This window comes from Actinoplanes sp. NPDC049802, from assembly GCF_040656595.1.
Taxonomy (GTDB): Bacteria; Actinomycetota; Actinomycetes; order Mycobacteriales; family Micromonosporaceae; genus Actinoplanes.
Window position 1 is genome coordinate 15,130 of record NZ_JBFAMR010000037.1, and the last position, 19,364, is coordinate 34,493.

Consider the following 19,364-nt stretch of genomic DNA (forward strand, 5'->3'; position numbering starts at 1 on the left):
TCAGACAACGAACAGCAGAGCCGGCAACAGCCCGTCGGCCTCCACCCGGCCGACGAACGCCGGCCAGTGCGGCGACTCGGCCGCCGAGGCCGTCTGCCGCTGGTCGGCGAAGTCGAGGCGGGCGCCGGTGAGTTCGGCCCAGATCGCGGTCAGGCGCCGGTGTTCCTCCTCGGTGGTGAGCGAGACCGTGGCGAGGTTGCGGTCCGGTTCGGTACGGAACACGTCGAGCACCCGGGCCACCGCGCTGACCAGCCGGGCCACGGTGGCCTCGGTGAACAGGGTGGCGTCGAACTGGGCGTCCAGGTGCAGCCGGTCGCCGTCCAGGAACCGCAGCAGCAGGTCGAACAGGCTGGTCCGCGGCGGCAGCTGGTCCAGGGTCAGGCTCAGCCCCGGCAGCTCCGGCAGGTCCATCGGGTAGTTGTCCACGGTGACCAGCACCTGAACCAGCGGCGGCACGCCGGGCCGGCGGGCGACCTCGGCGGTCCGGACGATCTCCTGGAACGGGGTGAGCTGGTGCTCCAGCACGGTCAGCGCGCTGGCGGTGACCGACCGCAGCAGTTCGGTGGCGGTGTCGCCGGCTTCCAGGCGGTAACGGCAGGGCAGGGTGTTGGTGAAGAAGCCGAGCAGGTGCTCGGTGCCGGGAACCGCCCGGCCGGCCACACCGGTGCCCAGCACCACGTCGGACTGCTGGGCGAACCGGGACAGCACCACCGCGGTGGCTGCCTGGACGACCATGAACAGGGTGGTCCGGTGCGCCCGGGTGAAGGCGGCCAGACCGGCGGTGGTCTCCTCGTCCCAGGTCCGGGTGACCCGGCCCGGCGTGCGGGCCCGGTCCTCGGTGCGCTCGTGGTCGGTCACCAGGGCCAGCTCCCCCGGGTATCCGTCCAGGTAGGAACGCCAGAACTCGCCGTCTCGCCGGGCCGTGGACTCGGTGTGGCCACGCTGCCAGAGGGCGTAGTCGCCGTACTGGACGGTCAGGTCGGGCAGCCGGGGTGATCGGCCCTGCCGGTGCGCGAGGTAGACCTCGGTGATCTCCCGGATCGCCACGTCGATCGACCAGCCGTCGGAGATGACGTGGTGGGTGCTCCATTCCAGGACGTGCTCGGTGTCGGAGAAGGAGTACAGCCGGATCGTCGCCAGCGGTCCGTGTTCCAGGTCGAAGCGCCGGTCGCCGGCCCGCTGCCGGACGTACGCCGTACGCGCTCCGGGTTCCGCCGCGACACCGGTGACCCGCTCGGTCTCCAGCCGGATCCGGGCCCCGGGCGACGGTGCCTGGACGGGGACGCCGTCGCGGACCAGGAACCGGACCGACAGGATCTCGTGCCGGTCCACCAACGTGTCGACGGCGTGGCGGAGGGCGTCGACGTCGACATGACCTGAGAGGAGCAGCAGGGTGGTCCCCTCGTACGACCGGTCGTCGGGGTCGACCTGGTTGAGGAACCACAGGCTGGCCTGGTTGCCGGCGAGCGGGAACTCCGTGGTGCCGTCCGGCCGCGCGGGGATCGTGACGGCGGCCAGGTCGCCGGGCCGGACGGTGCCGGCGCGGCTGTCGAGCAGGGCGGCCAGGGCCCGCGGTGTCGGGTTCTCGAACAGGGCCCGCACCGACAGGTCGGTGCCGTAGCGGTCGCGGAGCCGGGCCATCACCTGGGTGGCGTGCAGGGAGTGGCCGCCGAGGTCGAAGAAGTCGGTGGCCGGGCCGGGCCGGCGGTCCAGGCGCAGGACCGACGCCCACGTGTCGATCACCACGGTCTCGGTGGGGGTGGCCGGTTCCTCCTCGTCCGCCTCCGGCGCGCTGCTCAGGGCGCCCACGTCCCAGGTGGCCAGGACCTTGGTGTCGACCTTGCCGTTGGTGTTGCGGGGCAGGTCGTCGACGCGGATCAGGAAGTCCGGGACGGCGTACCGGGGCAGTACGGCGCCGAGCCGGTCGCGGATCTCCGCCGGAGTGACGTCCAGGCGCGCCACCGGCGAGTCCGGCCCGGGGTGGCCGGCCCCGGCATCGGCTTTCGGCACGTAGAACGCGGCGAGCTGTTTGCCCCGGGACTCGGTGAAGGCGCGCGCGATGACGGCGCTCTCCTGGAGGTCGTCGAATCCGGCCAGGGCGGCCTCGATCTCGCCGATCTCGACCCGCTGCCCGCGGATCTTGAGCTGGCTGTCGATGCGGCCGAGGAACTCGTAGCCGCCGTCGGGGAGCTGGCGGGCCCGGTCGCCGGTGCGGTAGGCGGGCATCTCCGGATCGTCGTGGAACGGGTCGGGCACGAACGCCTCGGCGGTGCGCTCCGGGTCGTTGAGGTAGCCGGCGCCGACGACGATGCCGCCGACGTACAGCTCGCCGGGGGTGCCGACCGGCACCGGTTCCCGGTTGCCGTCCAGGACGTAGACGGCGCCGTTGCGGATCGGCCGGCCCAGCTGCACCGACGCGATCCGCTCGTCGACGTCCTCGACGACCTCGTGGTGGGTGACGTCGTCGGAGATCTCGGTGGCGCCCCACATGTTGAGGAAGCGCACGTCCGGCAGCAACCGCCGGAACGTGTTGACCGTCTTCGGCGGCAGTGCCTCGCCCGCGCAGACCACCCAGCGCAGGGCCAGGCCGGGGAAGGCGTCCACGCCGTAATAGCCGAGTTCCGCGTTGATCACCGCGAGCACCGACGGGGACACCTCCAGGAGGGTGACCCCGTCGGCGGCGAGCGCCCGCAGCAGCCGGGGCGGGTCCTGGCTGACCGCGTCGGGATAGATCACCGTGGTCCCGCCGACCCCGAGCGGCGCCAGCATCTGCCACACCGAGATGTCGAACGTGGCGGCGGCGTCCTGTGACAGCAGGTCACCGGCGGTGATGCCGAGCGCCTCGACCTTGGCCTCGATGTGGTTGAGCATGCCGTCGTGCCGGATCAGCGCGCCCTTCGGCTCACCGGTGGAGCCGGAGGTGAAGGTGACGTAGGCGCTGTCCCGGCCGCCCGGGACCGGGCCGGTGTACGGCGGCAGCCCGGCCGATTCGGCCAGGGCCTTGCCCAGGTCCAGCACCGGGATCCCGGCGGCCGCGGCGGTGAGCGCCCCGGCGAAGGTGTCCGCGGTGAGCACCAAGGCGGCCTCACTGGTCCGCAGCATGCCGGCCACCCGGGGTGCCGGGCCGTCGGGCAGCGGCAGGTAGACCGCGCCGAGCCGCATGATCGCCATCGCGGCGGTGAGGAAGTCGAGATCGCGGCCCGCGCCCAGCCCGATCACCGTGCCCGGTCCGGCACCCAGCTCGTGCAGGTGGCCGGCGAGTCCGGCGACCCGCTCGGCCAGCTCGCGATAGCTGAGGCTCTGCCCCTCGCAGACGGCGGCGGTCCGGTCGGCGTACGTCACGGCGGCCCGCTCGAACACCTCGAACCAGCCGTGGGCGCTCAGCGGCACCGGCGCCGGGTCCCCGAACCCCGCCACCAGGGCGCGCCACTGTTCGTCACCGAGCAGCTCCCGCCGGGTGGGAGCCCGGTGCACCCCGGCCGCGATGCTCGCCAGGGTGCTGCGGTACAGCCGGGCGATGTCGCGCAGCTGCGTCTCGGAGACCCGTTTCAGGTTGCCTTCCAGGTCCAGCGCGAGCAGCCCGGTGAAGGGGTCGCGGTTGAACTCGGCGCGCAGGGTGAAGTTGGTGTGGATGTACGCGTGCGCGTCCAGCACCTCCAGGCCGGTGTTCGCCGCGAGCCGCTGGTAGCTGTGGAAGTGGGTGTAGTTGAAGCTGATGTCGGTGAGCTCGCGGATCCCGATCCGCCGCTGGATCTCGGCGAGCGGGTAACGGCGTACCGGCAGAAGCTCGGTCTCCTTCTCCAGAGCCGCACGGATCAGGTCGTTCCATCGGGCACCCGCGGTCCGCAGCCGGTACGGCACCATGTTCAGGTGCAGGCCGAACACCTCGGACCCGCCGGAGTCCTCGGGCCGCCCGTTGGACATCACCGACAGCACCACGTCGTCGCGTCCGGTGAGGGTGGCCACCACCCGGGCGTGCGCGGCGATCAGCACGTGGCGGGCGGTGACGCCACAGGACCGGGCGACCCGGTCCAGGTCACCGGAGAGTTCCGGATCGATGTCGACGCTGAGGAAACCCACGGTGCCCTCGTGTACGTCGCCGGGGTCGTCGACCAGCCGGGGCAGCAGCGCCGGCTCCACCCCGTCGAGTTCGGCGGTCCAGAACGCCGCCGCCTCCGGGTCGTGCAGCGCCCGCCGTTCCAGGCTGATGAAGTCGGCGTAGCGGCGTGCCGTCCGGGGCCTCGGCTCCCGCGCCCCGCCGTTCTTGACCGTCCAGTAGTCGGTGAGCAACTCGGTCATCAGCGAGGCCTCGCTCCACCCGTCCAGCAGGGCGTCGTGGAAGCTCATCGAGAACAGGAACTCCCGGTCGCCCAGCACGTGGGTGTGGAACCGGGACAGCGGCGCGACCGCCCAGTCGTACGGGACGCGTCTCTCCCGCTCGTGCCAGGCCGCCAGTTCGGCCTCCCGGTCGGCGGGCGGCAGGTGACTCAGGTCGGTGAGCCCGGTCCGGACGGTGGCGGTGCGGTGCACCAGTTGCAGCGGCTCGCTGTATCCGGTGAGGTCGAACGAGGTACGCAGGATGTCGTGCCGGTCGACCAGCCGGGTGATGGCCTGTTCCATCGCGGCGTGGTCGTAGGAGTCCCGGATCCGGAACGAGAACACGTCGCAGTACATGTTGACGCCGGGCAGGTAGGAGCTGTGGAACAGCAGGCCGGCTTGCAGGACACCGACCGTGTAGGCGTCCTCGATCGTGTCGTCGGCCGCGATCCGGTCCCGGTCCGGCGGGGTGAGCTGGCTCAGCGGCGCGACCGGTTCGTGCACGGTCCCGGCCCGGCCCGCCACCGCCGCGAGCGCCGCCGGGGTCTGCAGCGCGTAGATGTCGGCGAGTTCCAGGGCGATCCCGCGCTGTTCGGCGTTCGCCCGCAGGGTGAGCGCCAGAATGGAGTCGCCGCCGACGCTGAAGAACGAGTCGTTCTCGGTCACCCCGGTCATCTCGAGGACGTCCTCGTAAAGGGTGATCAGGGCACGGACGGTCTCGGCCGGCCCGGTTCCGGCAGGGTCGGCGGTGGTGGGCTCGCGGAGGCTTCCGGCGACGGTCGGGGCCGGCAGCCGCGCCTTGTCGATCTTGCCGTTGGCGGTCATCGGCAGGTCGGGGACCGGGACGACGAAGGCGGGCATCATGTAGTGCGGAAGGCGTTGCCGCAGTTCGGCGAAGAGCCGTCCCGGGTCGAGCTCGCCGGTGGGGACGACGTAGGCGACGATGCGCACAGTGGTGTCCGCGGTCGCGGCCCGCCGGCGGTCGTCGCCCCGGATCAGCCGGCGGATACCGGTGATCTCGGCGGACACCGAGCGCGGTGTCACCAGCGGGCTGCCCGGTGCGGCCTGCGTGGTGGCGATCACCGCGGCCCGGCCGACCCCGGGAACCTCGGCGAGGGCGGCGCGGATCTCGCCCAGCTCGACACGGAAGCCACGGATCTTGACCTGGTCGTCCTTGCGGCCGTGGTACTCGAACTCCGTGCCGGTGAACCGGGCCAGGTCGCCGGAGCGGTACCCCACGCCCCGGCCGCCGGGCAGGTCCACGAAGCGTTCCCGGTTCAGGTCGGGGCGGTTCAGGTAGCCGAGGCTGACGCCGGGACCGGTCACCACGATCTCCCCGATCTCTCCGTCGGCGACCTCGGCCAGGTCGTCCAGGAGCAGGAACCCGGTGCCGGGCAGCGGCGTGCCGATCAGTGACACGCCCGCCCGCAGATCCTCGGCGCGGACCCGGCGGTACGACGAGTGCACGGTCGTCTCGGTGATGCCGTACATGTTCACCAGCCGGGGCGCCTCGTCGCCGTACTTGCCCACCCAGGCCCGCAGGTCGGAGAAGTACAGCGGCTCTCCGGCGAACACGACCCAGCGCAGCGGCAGCCGTTCCGCGGACCGGGCGTCCTGCTGCCAGAGCTGCTGGAACGCGGTGGGCGTCTGGCTCAGCACGGTGACTCGTTCGCCGTGCAGCAGCCGCCAGAACGCCGCCGGGTCCTTCGCGGTGTCCGCGGGCACCACCACGAGCCGGCCGCCGTGCAGCAGCGCGCCCCACATCTCCCAGACCGAGACGTCGAAGGCGAACGAGTGGAACAGCGACCACACGTCGCCGGGACCGAAGTCGTAGTGCTGCCCGGCGGCGGTGAACAGGCTCAGCACGTTGCGGTGCGACACCTGGACGCCCTTGGGCCGGCCGGTGGTGCCGGAGGTGAAGATGACGTAGGCGAGGCTGTCCCCACCGGCGGCGCCGGGCTGGTCCGGGCCGGCCTCCGGCAGCGGTTCGTCCACGTGCACGGCGGTGACACCGTCCGGGACCTGCCCCGCCAGCGCCCGCGACGTGATCATCACGGCGGGCCGGGCGTCGTCGGTGATCAGCCGCAGCCGCGCGTCCGGGGTCAGCGGGTCCAGCGGCACGTAACCGGCGCCGGTGCGCAGCACGGCCAGGGCCGCGGCGACCAGCCACGCCGAGCGTTCCAGCAGGATCCCCACCGGGCGGGCCGGATCCGGCGATCTCCGCCGGATCGCCGTGGCCAGCCGGCCGGCGACGTCGTCCAGTTCACGGTAGGTCCAGCTGCGCTCCGGGTCGGTGACCGCGACGCGCTCCGGATGGGCCGCCACCGTCGCCGCGAACGCCCGCGTCAGGTCCTCGACGGTGTTCGGCGTGGTGTCCTGGGTCGAGTGCGGTGTCATCACAAACCTCCGGAGGATCCGTCAAGGGTGGGCGCGGTCAGCTCCCGCAGACCGGCCCGGAACTGCTCGCACACCCGGTCCGCGACGTCCGGGCCGACCAGGTCACGCTGGTACTGGAGGCGGAACACCAGGCGGTCGCCGTGCCGGGCGCCGTACAGGCTGACCGCGAACGCGGTGTCCCGGGGCGGGAGGTCGACGGCCGTCAGTTCGACACCGTGGTACGTCTGGCGGCATCCGCTGGACGGGATGGCGAATCCGTCGTCGAGCCGGCCATCGGCCGACTGCTGGAACGTCAGCGTCGCCTGGAACAGCGGATGCTGGCCGTGCCGCTCCGGGGACAGCTCCTTGATCAGCCGGGCCAGCGGGACGTGTGCCGTCTCCAGCGCGGTGTGCAGCTCCCGCCAGGTGCGCCGGGTGAGGTCACCGATCTCGTCGCCGTCCCGGAGATCGCCGTACAGCGGCAGCATGTCGACCAGGTAGCCGACCGTTCCGGCGTACCGCCAGTCGGTGCGCCCGTGGTGCGGCGTCCCGATCACGATCTCGTCGTGCCCGCTCTCCCGGTGCAGGGCGCGCAGGTAGGCGGCGGCGAGACCGGTGAACGGGGTGTAGCCGTGCGACCGGCAGTGGTCGTACAGGCGAAGGGTGGTTTTGCTGTCGATGTCGAAGTCGATGACACCGGCCGGATTGCGCCGCCGACGGACCGGTGCCGCCGGGAACAGCAGCAGGTTCCGCAGCGGGTACCAGCGCCGGGTCAGGTCGTCCAGCTGCTGCCGGGTCCCGGCGGCGGTCGCGGTGGCCCACTCGATCGCGGTCGCCGGTGTGCCGGGCTCCCGTTCGCCACCCAGCAGATCGGCCAGGATCTCGCTCATCACGATCCGCAGCGACCAGTAGTCGGCGATCACATGATGACAGGCGAGCAGCAGCGTCGTGCTGTCCGGTGCGCGGACGGCGGCGAACCGGACCAGCGGTCCGGTGGTGAGCGCGAACCGCCGGAACGCGACACCGGACAGCAGATCGCGGGCCGCCCGATGATCCGCACGGTCCTGATCCAGGACCTCCAGCTCCAGATCAGGCTTTTCCCGTACGACCTGGGTGCCGCTGCCCAGGGCGCCCAGCACGGTCCGCAGGGCGGGGTGACGGCCGACCGCCCCGGCGACGGCGGCCCGGATCTCGGTGGCGTCCAGGCGGCGCCCGATCCGTACCGCCGTGGTCAGGATGTTGGCGGTGTCCTCGGGGTGCAGCTCGTCGTAGAACGCCAACTGGACCTGCCCGTCGGCGGCGGGATGGGCGCCCGGTCCGGCACCGGTCCCGGACGGTTCCGGCGCGAGGTGCGGCGGAAGCGCCGCGATCCGCTCGGCGATCTCGGCCAGTGAGCGGTCACCGTAGAAGAGGCGGGCGTCGACCGGCCGGTTCAGATGCCGCTCGACACCGTTCTTGACCGCCACCAGCTTGAGCGAGTCCAGCCCGAGCGCCGCCAGTGGCCGCCCACGGTCCTGTTCGGTCAGTTCGTAGCCCAGGTGGGTGGCGGCGAGCCGCCGCAGGGTGGCGTCCAGGGTGTCCGGGGTGTCCGGCGCCGCCTCGGTGGTGACGGCGGGACGCCGGATCGGCCGCAGCGCCCCCTCGTGGTGCCGCTTCCGGCACTCGGCCCGGCGGATCTTGCCGCTGGAGGTCTTCGGCAGCGAGCCCGGGAAGAGCAGGACGACCTCACTGAGGTGCAGGTCGCACTCGGTGGCGACGGCCCGCCGCACCGCCTCGACCAGCCGGCGCGCCTTCGGCCCGTCGGTGCGCAGACCGGCAACGGCCTCCCGGGTGACCTCCACGACCAGGACGACGGCACGGTCATCGGGGTCCGGCTGGAACGCGGCCGCGGCACCCGCCCGCAGCAGCCGGGAGGCACGGGATCCGGCGTTCTCGACGTCGTACGGGTGGAAGTTGCGCCCGGCGACGATGATCAGGTCCTTGCTCCGGCCCACCGGATACAGCCGGCCGTCGTGCACGGCGCCCAGGTCACCGGTGCGCAGCCACCCACCGGGACGGCCGATGACCCGGCCTCGGAAGGTGCTCTCGGTGGCTTCGGGATCACCCCAGTAGCCGTGCGCGACGCCGGGACCCCGTACGCAGATCTCCCCCACCTGTCCGTCCGGCAGGCTCCGGCCGTCGTCACCGCGGATGACGATCGCGGTGTCGAGGGCCGCGGTGCCGGAGGCGACGAACTCCACCGGGTGCGCCGTCTCGGGCACCGCCGGCAGCAGCCGTCCCCGTTCCAGGGCGGCGCGGTCGAACAGGCCGGACCGGAATCCCGCCCCCGGCTCGGATCCGGCCACGTACAACGTCGCCTCGGCCAGCCCGTAACAGGGGTGGAGCGCGTCGCCGGTGAAACCGTGGCCGGCGTAGCGGGCGGCGAACTCACGCAGTGTCCGGGCGTTGACCGGTTCCGCTCCGTTGAACGCGATCCGCCAGCCACTCAGATCCACCCCGGCCAGCCGGTCCGCGTCGTAGCGGTCGACGATCAGCTGATAGGCGAAGTTGGGCCCGCCGGAGCAGGTGGCCCCGAAACGTTCGATCGCGATCGGCCAGATCATCGGGTCGTGGACGAAGGCGAACGTGTCGAGCAGAACGGCCGGCACGCCGTGGAACAGCGGCAGCAGTGCGGTGCCGATCAGCCCCATGTCGTGGTACATCGGCAGCCAGCTGAGGATGACGTCGTCCGGGCGTACCCCGAAACCGTCGATGATCGCGGTCTGGTTGGCCACCAGGTTCCGATGGCTGACCATGACGCCCTTGGGGCGGCCGGTCGACCCGGAGGTGTACTGGAGGAAGGCCGTGGCGTCGCCGTCCGGAGCGGCCGGCCGGGCCGGCGACGGCGCGCCGGCCAGCGCGGCCGTGACGGTGTGGCTGGGGATCGCCGCCCTCACGTCGGTGGCGAGTTCCTCGGTGGTGAGGGCGAGCGCCGGGTGGCAGCTGCGGACCACCGCCTCGATCCGCTCCAGCTTGGCCCCGGGCCGCGGCGCGTAGAGCGGCACCGCGACCACCCCGGCGTGGAGACAACCGAGGAACGCCGCCAGGTAGTCGAAGCCGGGTGGCAGCAGCAGCAGGACCCGGTCACCGGGGCGGGTCCGGCGCCCGAGGTCCGCGGCGACGGTCAGCGCCGCCTGTTCCAGTTGCCGGTACGTCACCCGGTGCCGGACGGCCAGGTCCGCGCCGGCGAAGGTGTACGCGACGGTGTCCGGCCGGGTCCGCGCCCAGTGCGACAGCGCGTCGGGTACCGAGGCGAAACTCACGGTGTCGTCCCCTCCGCGCGGATCCGGGCGGTCAGCTGGATGATCGCCTCCGCGCACGTCTTGGTGACCTGGGTCGGTGAGTCACCGGAGGCGATGACGTAACCCAGCCGGTCGTAGGCGTCCCGGGGCGGGCGTACCGTCGCCCCCGGCCGGGCGGTGACGGCCACGTGCTCGACGCCGTCGACGGCGCGGGCCTCCGCGGTCCCGTCCACCCCGTCGAGCCGGCCCTCCCGGGTGGCCAGCAGGAACTGGATGGCGGCGTACCGGACCGGTTCGGCGACCGGCTCCGGCGCCTGTCCGAGGGCCACCCGCAGCTGCTGTTCGAGGATCCCGGTGCCGGTGGCCAGCCGGATCAGCTCCGGGATCATGCCGCCGGCCAGTCGCGGGTTGACCTCGATGACGGCCGGGCCGTCGTCGGTGAGGCGCAGTTCGGTGTGGGTCGGCCCGTTCTCGATGCCGGCGGCCCGGACCGCGTCGCGGGCGGTGCTCTCCAGCCGGGCGGCGACCACCGGGGACAGCGCGGCCGGGAAGACGTGCCGGTGCTCGACGAAGTGCGGGAAGCCGGTGACCGACTTCTCGGTGATGCCGATGCAGCGGGTCTCGCCCTTCCACGTGAACAGTTCCACGCTGTACTCGGCGCCGCTCAGGTACTGCTCGACCAGCGCGGTGCGGATCGCGGGCAGTCCCCGGGCGTTGACCCGGACGGCCAGGATGTCGCGCACCTGGTCCTCGGCGTGCTGCCGGGTGGCGCACAGCAGCACGCCGGTGGAGCCGGACTCACCGGCCGGTTTCACCACACAGGGCAGGCCCACCGCGGCCACCGCCGCGTCCACCGCGCCGGCCTCGGTGACCGTGGCGAACCGCGGCTGGGGTACGTGCGCCGCGTCCAGCACACGCCGCAACGCCGCCTTGTCCCGGCAGGTGGTGACCGCGTCCACCGGGTTGCCCGGCAGTCCCAGCCAGGTGGTCAGCTCGGCGGCCATCGGCACGTAGAAGTCGCTGGTGGTGGTGACTCCGGCGATCTCCTCGCGGCGGAACCGGTCCTGAACGCTCCGGCGCAGTCCGGCCACCGTGCCGGTGTCGCAGACCAGCACCTCGCAGTCGGCGCCGGCCAGTCCGGCGTACCGGTCCGGGTCGTCGGTCAGCAGGACCGGCACGAACCCGAGACGGCGGGCGGTGTGCAGGGCCAGCATGCCGGTCCCGGTGGTGTTGGACTCCACGAACAGCAGATGCTGGGTCAGCCCGGAGGTGCCGTCACCGTCCCGGGTGCTGCGGGACCAGCGGCGCACCACCCGGCGCGGCTCCACCGTCTCCGGATCGGCGGCCGTCCCGATGTCGGCGAGACCGTGCCGGGCCCAGTAGTCGTCGCTGTAGATGGTGTCCGTGTACCGGTCGCCGCGGTCCGGGAAGATGCCGGCGATCCGGGTGCCCGGCCGGGCCCGGGTGGCCAGGTGGCGCAGCACCCGGTACACCGATCCCGAGGTGTTGCCGCCGAAGATCTGCTGCTGCCGGGCCAGATCGCGGGTCGATTCGAAGGCCTCGGCATCGTTGAGCCAGTGCACCTCGTCGATCAGGCGGCGGTCCAGGTTCTTGGGCAGCAGGCTGTTGCCGAGGCCGCTCTGCAACCGGCCGGGCAGGTCGGGCTGCCCGAACAGGACACTGCCGACGGCGTCGACACCGACCACTCGCAGCTCCGGATGGACGGCCCGGAGGGCGCGGGCGGTGCCGCACAGCGATCCCCCGCTGCCGACGGAGCCGACCAGCACGTCGATCGGCCCGAGATCGTCCAGGATCTCGGCGGCCAGCAGCCGGTACGCGCCCGGGTTGTCGGGGTTGCTGTACTGCTGCGGCCAAAACGCGCCGGGCAGGTCGGTGATCAGCCGGTCCAGCAGTTCCAGCCGGGCGCTCTGCCACCCCTGCCCGCTCATCGCCTCCACGACGTGCACCCGGCAGCCCATCGCCCGCAGCTTCGCCAGGGTGACGGTGTCGATCCGGGGGTCGGTGACGATGTGCACGTCATGGCCGAGGGCGGTGCCGACGATGCCGATGCCCAGCGCCATCGTCCCGGACGAGCTCTCGATGATGGGTGCGCCGGGGCGCAGGGCACCGGTCCGCCGGGCCTCGAGGATCATGTTCCGGGCGACCCGGTCCTTCATCCCGAAGAGGTTCTGGAGTTCCAGCTTCGCGTAGACCTCGACCTCGGGCGCCTCGTCAATCCGGAGGCGTACCAGAGGGGTGTGTCCGATGGTGTCGACCACACTGTTGAAGAGCATGCTCACGTCCCTGGGTGGTCGGCGGTTGCGCGCGGTTGGCCGGATCGCCGGTCCTGCGGGCCGAGCGAGCGGTAGACGGACACGGTTCCGGGGAACGCGGCGCAAGCGGAGCGGATGTGGTTGATCTCGTCGGCGTGTTCGGTGGCGTCGCCGGGGAGCAGGATGCCGAGGTTGGTGCCGCTGTGCGCGAGGACCAGGCCCAGCCCGCCGACGTCCCGGCAGATGCGCAGCAGGTCGCCGAAATGCCGGCGCGGCGACTGGGTGGCGTTCATCTCGGCGCTTCGGGTGGCCACCGCGCCCACCGTGGCCAGGTCACCGGCCCGGATCGCGGCGGCCAGCCGGTCGAGCAGCAGCTGGTACTCGCGTTTGTCGCCGTCGCTGCGCGGCTTCTTCGATCGGTTGAAGACGACGGTGTTGACCATGCCGCCGCTGTCGTGGCCGACGACGGTGAGCGGCGGGAGGTAGCCGAGGTGTTCGCGCAGCCGCACCTCGCGGTGGTAGAACGCGACGATCCCCGGATACATCACGCCGTCGGTCGGTTCGATGTCGCGCAGGTACGACTCGATGTCCTGTTCGAGCAGGCGGAGCCCCATCGCCTCACCGACCGCCCGGGCGGTGGCCACCAGGTCGGCGGAGGAACTGGCGAGCCCTTTGCCCTCGGGCAGGGTGGTGGTGATGGTCAGCGCGCCGCCGGTGCGGCCGTGGGTCCGCAGGATGCGTTCGGCGAGCAACCGTGACTTGATCTTGTGGGGTGGCCGGACCACGACGTCCGGGCGGGTCGGGTCGGCCTCGAACCGGGCGACCGAGGTGTGGGTGATCGGAAAGGTGACGAGGAAGTCGAGGTCGCCGTCCGGTAGTACTCCTTGCAGCAGTTCGCCGAAGGTTCCGTGAGCCACGCCGACTCCGGCGTGATCACTGACGGTAGTGATCATCAGTCCCCCGTGTCCATGCCGGTCCGCGGCACCGTCAGAGGCCGAGTCGCTGGTCGATGCCGGCGAGCGCGTCACGGACCCGGTCCCGGCGCTGCTCGCATCCGGTGGCCAGCTCGTCGAGGCGGACCGCCTGCCCGGCCAGCAGCTCCCGCACCGCCCCGGGATGCGCTGATCCGCTGGACGTCTTCCGGCGCAGGTTCGCCCGCACGTCGAAGGCCGCGGTCAGGGCGCCGCCCGGATCGGTCAGCGCGAAGCCCGCCTCCAGCGCGGTCTCCCGCAGCAGGTCGGGTGCGACGTCGCGGGGCGCCAGGCCGCGGGCGGTGGCGGCGACGATGTACCGGCCGGCGATCACCTGGGCCCGTCGCCACGGCACCCCCTCGTCCAGGGTCAGCAGGTTGGCGAGGGTGAACCCGCCGAGGTACTCGCGTTCGCAGACCCGCAGCATCCGTGCCTCGTCGAACCGGACGTCGTCCAGCACGCTGCCGAGCAGCCGCAGCACGCTGCGGGTGGTGGTGCAGGCGGCCAGCAGGTGGGTGCCGGCCTCCTTGGAGACCTCCACCGAGTTGGAGTACGAGGTGTTGCGCTGGCCGAGGACGAGATCGAGATGGAAGGCGCTGAGGTGTGCCGTCCGGCCCCGGATCCGCTCCAGCACCGGATAGTTCCTCTTCTGTGGCATGGCCGCCGAGATGCCGGACAGTTCGTCGGGCAGCTCGATGAAGCCGTACTCGCTGCCGCCCCAGGTCATCAGGTCCGTGACGAAGCGGCTCAGGGCCGCACCGAGCAGGGCGAACTCGGCGGTGATCTCCAGCGCCCAGTCGCGGGAGGCGACCGCGGTGAGGGCGTGCGGCCCGGCCTCGCGGAAGCCCAGCAGCCGGGCCATCCGATTCCGGTCCCAGGGCAGCTCCTGCCCGGCCATCGCGCCGGCCCCCAGCGGGCACCGGTCGATGCCGTCGTAGGTGGCCAGCAGCCGGTTCATCGAGTGGACGGCCTGCTCACAGACGGCCGACAGGTAGAAGCCGGGCGTGATGATCTGAGCGCTCTGCAGGTGGGTGTAACCCGGCATCGGCGTGTCCAGGTGGTCGCCGGCCACCCGGTGCACCGTGCGGGCCAGCGCGAGCAGGTGCTCCGCGGTGTCCAGCAGCTGCTCGCGGCCGAACATCAGCTGGGCGCAGGACTGGAGATCGTTGCGGCTGCGGTCGGCGTGCCAGCCGGGGACCGTGACGTCGAGGTGGTCCTCCAGGAAGCGTTCCAGGGCGAAGGCGATGTCCGACATGTTGCCGGTCCGGCTGGCGCTGATCCGTTCCGCGGTGACGCCGGACAGCACCCGGCCGATCCTGGAGACCAGTTCGGCGGGCACGGTGCCCATCCGCCCGTACTCCAGGGCGAGCACCTTCTCGATGGCGATGTACCAGGGCAGCAGGTGCTCCGCCTCGTACCGGAACTGGGGTGCGAGGATCTCGTCGTGCAGCAGTTCGCTGGGCGCCGCGCTGATCCGTCCGCTGATCGGCGCGACGGTCACGAGGACGCCTGGTAGGTGGATTTCATCTTCCAGGCGAACCACTCGCCGACGGTGACCCGCTCCAGGTCGGCCGCGCTGTCACCGGCGGCCAGCGGCCGCATCGGCTCCACCGAGGTGTCGTGGTTGGGCAGGTAGAAGAAGGGGATGGAGATCCGGGACCCGGTGTGGTGCGACTCCGGGATGACCACCCGGTGCACCGTGGACGTCCAGCGGCCGCCGGTCCAGAACGCCATCAGGTCGCCGATGTTCACCACGAAACTGCCCGGGATGGACGGGACGTCCTGCCACTGTTCGCCGGCCTGCACCTGGAGGCCCGCGGCGTCGTCCTCGACGTAGAGCACGGTCAGGCTGCCCCAGTCGGTGTGCGCGTCGCGGCGTAGCTGCTCCGGGTCGGGATCCGGGTAGTAGTAGTTGGCCAGCAGCAGGGACACGTGCCGGTCGAACCTCTTGTCGAAGAAGTCCTCGTCGAGGTCGAGGGCCAGCGCGAACAGCCGCATGATGTCGGCGGACAGCGTGGTCATGGCGGCGATGTACTCGTCCCAGGTCGCCTTGAATCCGGCGTCCGGCCAGATGTTGGCCGCCTTCCAGGTCGCCGGGTAGTCGCCGAGCGCCGCCCGTTCCGCCTCGCTCAGATCGCCGGTCACGTGCGCGGCGAACGCCTCGTACGGCCCGCCGGGGCGGCGCAGCCCGGAGACGCCGACGCCCTGGTTGGCGCTGCGTTCCTTCTCCTCCTCGGGGAGGGTGAAGAAGCCCTTGGTCGTGGTGTACATGCGATCGACGAGGTCCGGGGACACGCCGTGCCCGACGATGGTGAAGAACCCGGACCTCTCACACGCCGACCGGATCCCGGCGGCCAGCCGTTCCCGGCCGGCCGCGGTGTCCCTGCCGGAAAGATCGATGATCGGTACGAATTCGTCAGTCATCACAGCTCCATCGCTCGGGCGCTTGCTGGAACGGCAACGAACGTATCGAGACGCGGGTCAGCGGATGTTCAGCAGAACGTCAAGGGCGTGGCAAGAACCTGTTCAGACGGCCCGGAACACCCGGGTTCCGGTGGAGCCGGTGGGCAGGGCGCGAAGTGGTATCTCGACCCGGGCCTCGGTGCCCCGCGGGGTGCTCGGCAACAGACGCAACGACCCGCTGTTCGCTTTGGCCAGCGCGTTCGCGATCGCCAGCCCCAGCCCGGAACCGTCCCGCTTGGCGGAGTCACCGCCGCGCCAGAAACGGCCGAGCGCACGCTGACAGTCCTCGGCCGACATGCCGGGGCCCTCGTCGATCACCTGGATCCGGGCGTACCGGCCGATCGCCCGGTGCCGCACGGTGATCGACGTGCCGGCGTCCGAGGCGTGGATGGCGTTGTCGATCAGGACATCCAGAATCTGTTCCAGATGCCCGGGTACGCACGCCGCCACGGTCCCGCCCGGATCCGGCGCGAAGAGGGTGACGCGTCTGCTGGCCGCGGCCTGCTCCCAGGCGTCGACCCGGGCGGTGACGACCGAGGCCACGTCCAGTGGTGCCGCCGACTGGTCCCGGCCCTCGGCCCGGGCCAGCCGCAGCAGCTGGTCGAGCAGCAGCGACAGTCGTTCGATCTCGGCCACCGCCTGCTGGAGCTGCCGCCGTGACTCCGGTCGGACCCCCGCTTCCAGGGTCTCCACCCGCAGCCGCAGCGCGGTCAGCGGGTTGCGCATCTGGTGGGAGGCGTCGGCGACGAAGTCCCGCTGCGTGTCGAGCAGGGTGACGAGGTGGTCGGCCATCCGGTTGACGCCGTCGGCCAGCCCGCGTATCTCCGGCGGGCCGTCCACACAGCGCACCCGCGCGTCGTAGGTACCGTCCAGGAGGGACCGCACGGTGTGGTCGACCTGCCGGATCGGCCGCAGCAGCCAGCGGGACAGCGGCACGCCGGCCAGGCCGACCGCGGTCAGCGCCAGGATCGCCACGCCGATCAGCACCACGGTACGCCCGGCCACCTCGGCCCGCACCACCTCGCCGGAGGCGACCGTGCCCAGGGCGCCGATCACCGCGCCGCCGTCCAGGACGGGTACCGCGATGACGATCCGCTCTGGCCAGAGGGCCTCCCGGAGCAACGGGGACGGGCCGGTGGCCCGGCCCCGCAGCGCATCGGCCAGAGCCGGTCGCAGCGCGGTGGCGCCCGCGGCGGACGACGTGATCACCGAGCCGTCGGCGCCGACCAGGACCGCCACCGCGCCGGTACGCCGGAGCCGGTCCTCGAAGGCCGCCACCGGACTCCGGCCGGCCAGCACCGCTGCGGCCGGGGCGGCCAGTTCCAGGGTGTCGCGTTCCTGCGCGCCGGCCGCCCGGTGGTAGGCGTTGCGCGCGTAGCCGACGGCGAGCGGGATCTCCAGCATCAGCAGGATCACGGCGGTGAGGGTGAGGTAGGTCAGCAGCAGCCGCTTGCGCACGGGTCGCCTTCCTCAGCCGCGCGGGTCGGCCAGCCGGAAACCGACACCGCGGACGGTCTCGATCCACCGCTTGTCGCCGAGCTTGATGCGCAGGGTTCCGACGTGGACGTCCAGGGTGCGGGTGGAGCCGAACCAGTTCTCGTCCCAGACCCGTTCGATGATGTTCTCCCTGGTGATCACCGCGCCGCGTTCCGCCGCGAGCAGGACCAGCAGGTCGAACTCCTTGGCGGTGAGGGACAGCTGCCGGCCCGCCATGAAGGCCCGGCGCACCCGGACCTCGATGCTGAGGGCGCCGATCTCCAGCGGCGGGTCCTTGCGCGGCGGCGCCGCGACGGCGGTGACGGCCCGGGTGGCCCGGCGCATCACCGCCTCGATCCGGGCCAGCAGTTCGCGGAATCCGTAGGGTTTGACCACGTAGTCGTCGGCGCCGGCCTGCAGGAGCATCACCCGGTCGATCTCCTCGGACCGGGCGGTCAGCGCGATGATCGGGATGGTGGAGGTGGCCCGGATCCGGCGGCACACCTCGTAACCGTCGAGGTCCGGGAGACCCAGATCGAGCAGGACGAAATCGGTCTCCTCCGCGGCTCGCACCGCCTCCCCGCCGTCGGCCTTCCACATCACCGTGTGGCCGTGCTGGCGGAGCGCGTCGGCCAGGGCGTCGGCAACGTGCTCGTCGTCCTCAGCTACCAGAATGCGCAACGTAGTCCCCACTCCCCCGGTGCCGGACGGTGTTTCGACCAGTGGCAGGAATTTTAACCATCAATTCTGTGATAGACGCTGATGAATTGATTGCGTCATCCCAGCTCAGAGCCGGGAATTCTCTCGCGATTCCATTCGACTGGAGTGATCAATTACGGGATCGTCGCCAGTCGATTCAATGAGGAAGCTGAACGACCTCCTGAACAGCGCTTGACGATTCGTTGCACCGAGCGCACCTAGCGTGGGTCCGAGGTTCTGCTGAACCCGTGGACAGGAGAATGACGTGATCGCTTTCAGCACCACGCCCACCGTCGCCCTGGACAGTTCCGGCGGCCGCTGCATGTACGCCCAGGTGGATCAGCTGCGCGCGATGGGGCCGGCCGTCCCCGTCGAGCTGCCCGAAGGTGTCGGCGCCTGGTCGGTCACCCGCGGCGACGTCGTCCGGATGCTGCTGACCCACCCGGGCGTCTCACGGGACCTCAAGCGCACGGTTCCCGGCTACCAGCCGGGATCGGTCGCCTGGCTGTCGCCGTGGGTGGACATCGACCACATGGCCACCGCCGACGGCAAGGAACACCTCCGCCTGCGCAAACTGATCACGCCCGCGCTCAGCCCGCGCCGGGTCGCCGCCCTCCAGCCACAGGCCGAGAAGGTCATCAACCACCTGATCGACGACATCGCCGCTCTCCCGGCCGGCGAACCGGTGGATCTGCACTCCGCCTTCTCGTACCGGGTCCCCACCGAGATCATCTGCGACCTGTTCGGTGTCCCGGACGACCAGCGGGACGAACTGTTGCGTCTGTTCCGGGCGGTCGGCGAGACCGACGTCGCCACCGAGGAACAGTCCACCGACATCAACACCGGACTGGTCGGCGCGATGCACGAACTGATCGCCGCCCGGCGCCGGGACCCCGGCGACGACCTGACCAGCTTCCTCATCGCCGCCCGCGAGGACGGCAGCGCGCTGACCGAGGACGAGCTCATCGCCACCCTGCTGCTGATGATCGGCGGTGGCAGCGGCACCACGATCAACCTCATCGACCACTCCATCCGCGAGCTGCTCGCCAATCCGGACCAGCTGCGGATCGTCCAGGAGGACCCGGGGCGCTGGGACGACGTGATCGAGGAGTCGCTGCGCCTGAACTGCCCGGTCATGCACCTGCCGATGCGCTGGGCCACCGAGGACATCGACCTCGGCGAGGGCGTGGTGATCCGGGCCGGCGACGCCATCCTCATCGCCTACGGCGCACACGGCCGTGATCCGGACGTACACGAGCGGCCTGAGGTCTTCGATCTGAACCGGGAGAACAAGGACCACATCGCGTTCAGCGCCGGCGCGCACTTCTGCCCCGGATCACGGCTGGCGATGCTGGAGAGCCGGATCGCGCTGCGGACGCTGTTCGAACGATTTCCCCGGATGCAACTGGCGGTCGCGCCCGAGGCGATCGAGCCGGAGCACACCTTCATCGGCAACGGCGTCGCCTGCCTGCCCGTCCTGCTCAACCACGAGTCACGGTAGGGAGCGG

General features: G+C 71.6%; 9 protein-coding genes. 1 reads left to right on the forward strand and 8 read right to left on the reverse strand.

Annotation, left to right across the window (positions count from 1 at the left end; genetic code table 11):
* From AB0I88_RS24490 to AB0I88_RS24525, 8 genes are all read right to left on the reverse strand, one after another.
* Positions 1–6,714 (reverse strand): amino acid adenylation domain-containing protein, encoded by a 6,714-nt coding sequence (locus AB0I88_RS24490; protein WP_361028793.1) that lies wholly within the window; start codon positions 6,712–6,714, stop codon positions 1–3.
* A complete protein-coding gene (locus AB0I88_RS24495) occupies positions 6,714–9,995 on the reverse strand; it encodes an AMP-binding protein (protein ID WP_361028796.1) in 3,282 nt (1,093 codons plus the stop codon). The genes AB0I88_RS24490 and AB0I88_RS24495 overlap by 1 nt, the downstream gene beginning before the upstream one ends.
* Positions 9,992–12,268: a pyridoxal-phosphate dependent enzyme gene (locus AB0I88_RS24500; protein WP_361028799.1), complete on the reverse strand. Its 2,277-nt coding sequence runs from the start codon at positions 12,266–12,268 to the stop codon at positions 9,992–9,994. Before AB0I88_RS24500 ends, AB0I88_RS24495 begins: the two co-directional genes overlap by 4 nt.
* Before the next feature lie 2 nt (positions 12,269–12,270).
* Positions 12,271–13,164 (reverse strand): kinase, encoded by an 894-nt coding sequence (locus AB0I88_RS24505; RefSeq protein ID WP_361028802.1) that lies wholly within the window; start codon positions 13,162–13,164, stop codon positions 12,271–12,273.
* A gap of 70 nt (positions 13,165–13,234) precedes the next feature.
* Positions 13,235–14,719, reverse strand: coding sequence for a lyase family protein (locus tag AB0I88_RS24510; RefSeq protein ID WP_361028804.1), 1,485 nt, complete (start codon positions 14,717–14,719; stop codon positions 13,235–13,237).
* Complete coding sequence (locus AB0I88_RS24515; protein ID WP_361028807.1) at positions 14,716–15,642, reverse strand: 2OG-Fe(II) oxygenase family protein; 927 nt, start codon at positions 15,640–15,642, stop codon at positions 14,716–14,718. Before AB0I88_RS24515 ends, AB0I88_RS24510 begins: the two co-directional genes overlap by 4 nt.
* Before the next feature lie 102 nt (positions 15,643–15,744).
* On the reverse strand, positions 15,745–17,139 hold the full coding sequence (locus tag AB0I88_RS24520; protein ID WP_361028810.1) for a HAMP domain-containing sensor histidine kinase: 1,395 nt from the start codon (positions 17,137–17,139) through the stop codon (positions 15,745–15,747).
* Between the two features lie 12 nt (positions 17,140–17,151).
* Positions 17,152–17,838 (reverse strand): response regulator transcription factor, encoded by a 687-nt coding sequence (locus tag AB0I88_RS24525; protein ID WP_361028813.1) that lies wholly within the window; start codon positions 17,836–17,838, stop codon positions 17,152–17,154.
* A gap of 283 nt (positions 17,839–18,121) precedes the next feature.
* On the opposite strand from AB0I88_RS24525, the gene AB0I88_RS24530 reads away from it, so the two are divergent.
* The gene (locus tag AB0I88_RS24530; RefSeq protein WP_361028816.1) at positions 18,122–19,357 is read left to right on the forward strand and encodes a cytochrome P450; all 1,236 of its coding nucleotides are present in this window, start codon (positions 18,122–18,124) and stop codon (positions 19,355–19,357) included.
* Positions 19,358–19,364: the final 7 nt, after the last annotated feature.

What these genes read in the sequence shown, in the direction of transcription:
- AB0I88_RS24500 (WP_361028799.1), bottom strand. Translation starts at nt 12,268, where the DNA reads ATGCTCTTCAACAGTGTGGTCGACACCATCGGACACACCCCTCTGGTA.
- AB0I88_RS24490 (WP_361028793.1), bottom strand. Translation starts at nt 6,714, where the DNA reads ATGACACCGCACTCGACCCAGGACACCACGCCGAACACCGTCGAGGAC.
- AB0I88_RS24515 (WP_361028807.1), bottom strand. Translation starts at nt 15,642, where the DNA reads ATGACTGACGAATTCGTACCGATCATCGATCTTTCCGGCAGGGACACC.